The organism is Streptomyces sp. NPDC054956 (assembly GCF_053609185.1).
The window spans coordinates 1-3,437 of sequence record NZ_JBSGXB010000505.1 but is presented as its reverse complement, the minus strand read 5'-3'; the positions used below and the strand labels follow the sequence as shown (position 1 = coordinate 3,437).

At 74.0% G+C, this 3,437-nt stretch carries 3 protein-coding genes; 2 read left to right on the top strand and 1 reads right to left on the bottom strand.

Annotated features, from left to right (window positions below):
- Positions 1-128 precede the first annotated feature (128 nt).
- Positions 129-1,322, bottom strand: coding sequence for an SDR family oxidoreductase (locus ACWGDE_RS37440; protein ID WP_453393547.1), 1,194 nt, complete (start codon positions 1,320-1,322; stop codon positions 129-131).
- Positions 1,323-1,514: 192 nt separating this feature from the next.
- Here ACWGDE_RS37440 and ACWGDE_RS37435 point away from each other — a divergent pair, with 192 nt between their 5' ends.
- Positions 1,515-2,918, top strand: a complete 1,404-nt coding sequence (locus tag ACWGDE_RS37435; RefSeq protein WP_453393546.1) for a zinc-dependent metalloprotease — start codon at positions 1,515-1,517, stop codon at positions 2,916-2,918.
- On the top strand, positions 2,915-3,437 hold a 523-nt coding region (locus ACWGDE_RS37430; RefSeq protein WP_453393545.1), incomplete at its 3' end, for an NUDIX hydrolase. The genes ACWGDE_RS37435 and ACWGDE_RS37430, both read left to right, overlap by 4 nt.

Here is a 3,437-nt window from a genome sequence, read left to right as displayed (position 1 = left end):
GGGCACATCCAGCCCCGCCGGCGTTTGAGGCGATCTTTCAGCCCCGCCGGCGTTTGAGGCGCGGGGGTCCGGGGGCCGGCCCCCGGCAACGGCGCCGCACCGGGACGGCGGCCCCGACCCCGCCGGGGTCAGATGCCCCGGCGCCTGCGCGCAGCGCGGATCGCGGCGGCGGCGCCCAGCAGCGCAACAGTCGCACCCGCCGCACCCGCAGCGGTAGCGTCCTTGCGCCCCAGCCGGCGCCCCGCGACCGTGTGCCGCCCCGCCACCTCCTGGAGCAGCTCCGCCAGCACCTCCTCGTTGGTCCAGCGCGGCCGCCAGCCCGCCGCGTGCAGCCCGCTGACGCTGACCACCCACGGGTGCATCGTGTACGCGAGGTCCCCGGCCGGGGACGGGGTCAGGCCGATCCGGTGCAGCCGGGCCGCCGCGCCGAGCGCGACGGCGGACGGGAGCTCCATGCGGCGGATCCCGCTCAGCTCCTCGACCTCCTCCTGCTCCAGCCAGCCCTCGCAGCCCACCGCGAGCTCGCCCTCGACCTTCTCCAGCGCCGCGTACTCCAGCGCGCTGACCAGGTCCTCGACGTGACAGAACTGCCAGGTCGGGCGGGATCCGGCCACCACCAGCAGGCGCGGGGACTCGAAGTACCGGGTCAGCGCGGTGTCCGTGCCGCCGACCAGCACGGCCGGGCGGACCACGGTGACGTTCAGGCCCGGGTGGGCGCGCGGGGCCCGGCGGCCCAGCCGCTCGATCTCCAGCAGGTCGCCGACGCCGGTCGCCTCGGCGGTGGCCCGCAGCTCGGCGTCCTCGGAGAGCGGGATGTCGTTGTCCGGCAGGGCTCCGTAGACCATCGCCGAGGTGCAGAGCACGACCCGGTGCACGCCGGCCGCCGCGGCGGCGGTGAGCACGGTCTGGGTCCCGCGCACGTTGTACGCCGTACGGGCCGCCGGGTCCGTCTCCAGGTCGAGGTCGAGCGCCAGGTGCACGACGACGTCCGCGCCGCGCAGCTTCTCCGCGATCGCCGGGTCCCGTACGTCCAGGAGGTGCCACTGCGCGGCCGCGCACTCCCCGCGCCGCTCGTCGATGGCGACGACCTGCTTGACCTCGTCGGACGCGGCCAGCCGGGCCACCAGCGCGGCGCCCACCCCCGACGCGGCGCCGGTCACGGCGATCACGGGGCTGCGCCGCGCGGGACCGGCCGGGTTACGCGGCTGGCGAACGCCCTGGGCGCCGTCACCGTGCTCAGCCCGGCTTTCGGCCTCGTGCGGCTCTCGGCCGTACTCGTCCGAGCCGTGATTGTCCAAAGCGTGCGGATCCGGGGAACTCACCAGGCGTCTCCAGCGGTTGTCTTCAGTAGGGACGCGCCGTGACGCGTACCTACCAGGTGATGTCCATCCTGCCGCAGCCGTGGAGTCGACGGAGCACCGAGCCCGGAAGCGGGTCTGGTGTCTACGCTGGGTGGTGTTGTCCGACCATTGCCCGCCGGCCCCCGCCGGCGGCCCTACGAGCCGAGGAAACCCGTGAGCGACACCCCATTCGGATTCGGCCTTCCGCCGGAGGAGCCGGAAAACGGCGACGAGGGCAAGAAGAAGGGCAATCAGGGAGGTCAGAGCGGCCCGAACCCGTTCGGGTTCGGCACGGGCCTGCCCGGAGGCGCCGGCGGCCAGGGCGGCGCCGACAACCCCTTCGCGGCGATGTTCGGCTCGATGAACCCGAACGACCTCGGCGCGGCCTTCCAGCAGCTCGGCCAGATGCTGAGCTACGAGGGTGGTCCGGTCAACTGGGACATGGCCAAGGACATCGCCCGCCAGACCGTGGCGCAGGGCACCCCGGACGGGGTCAAGGACGCCAGCGTCGGCCTCGCCGAGAAGTCCGCGGTCGAGGAGGCCGTGCGCCTCGCCGACCACTGGCTCGACGACGTCACCTCGCTGCCGTCGGGCGCGGCGACGGCCGTCGCGTGGAGCCGCGCCGAGTGGGTCGAGGCGACCCTCCCGGTGTGGAAGGAGCTCGTGGACCCGGTCGCCGAGCGCGTCGGCGCGGCCATGGGCGGCGTCCTGCCCGAGGAGATGCAGGCCATGGCGGGCCCGCTGCTCGGCATGATGCGCTCCATGGGCGGGGCCATGTTCGGCCAGCAGATCGGCCAGGCCGTGGGCACCCTCGCGGGCGAGGTCGTCGGCTCGACCGACATCGGGCTGCCGCTGGGCCCGGCCGGCAAGGCCGCGCTGCTGCCCCTGAACATCGAGAGCTTCGGCAAGGACCTGGGCGTCTCCTCGGACGAGGTCCGGCTGTACCTGGCGCTGCGCGAGGCCGCCCACGCGCGTCTGTTCGCGCACGTGCCGTGGCTGCGCTCGCACCTCTTCGGAGCGGTCGAGGGGTACGCGCGGGGCATCAAGGTCGACACCTCGAAGCTGGAGGACGTGGTCGGCCAGCTCGACCCGTCGAACCCGGAGCAACTGCAGGAGGCCCTGCAGGGCGGCATGTTCCAGCCGCAGGACACCCCCGAGCAGAAGGCCGCGCTGGCCCGCCTGGAGACGGCTCTCGCGCTGGTCGAGGGCTGGGTGGACGCGGTCGTGCACGCGGCGGCCAAGCCCCGGCTGACCTCGGCGGACGCCATGCGCGAGACCATGCGCCGGCGGCGCGCCTCGGGCGGCCCGGCGGAGCAGACCTTCGCGACGCTGATCGGGCTGGAGCTGCGGCCGCGCCGGCTGCGCGACGCCTCGCGGCTGTGGGCCTCGCTCACCGACGCGCGCGGCGTGGACGGGCGCGACGGGCTGTGGGAGCACCCGGACATGCTGCCGACCGCCTCCGACCTGGACGACCCGGACGGGTTCGTGCACCGGGAGCAGCTGGACTTCTCCGAGATCGACAAGATGCTCGGCGAGGCCGCCGAGCAGCGCGAGCAGGACGGCGACGACAAGAAGTGAGCCTGTACGACGACGCGGTCCTGGTACTGAAGTCCTACGAGGGCCAGGGCGACCAGGCCGAGCTGCGCGAGGTGTACCTGGAGCACCTGGCCGCGCACCCGGACGGGGTCTACAAGCCCTGCCAGGCGGGGCACATCACGGGCAGCGCGCTGGTGATCGACCCGGTGCGGGGCCGCGTACTGCTGACCCTGCACAAGAAGCTCGGCATGTGGCTCCAGATGGGCGGGCACTGCGAGCCCGGTGACACCTCGCTCGCCGGAGCCGCCCTGCGCGAGGCCGTCGAGGAGTCGGGCATCGCCGACGGGCTGACCCTGCTGCCGGGCGGTCCGGTGCGGCTCGACCGGCATCCGATCCCGGCTCCGTGCAACTGGCACCTGGACGTGCAGTACGCGGCGCTGGCGCCCGCCGAGGCGGTCGAAGCGATCAGCGACGAATCGCTGGACCTGCGCTGGTTCCCGTACGAGGAGGTGGCGACCTCGTCGGCGAAGAGGAGGGCCGGGTCCTCCGCGTACCCGTGCT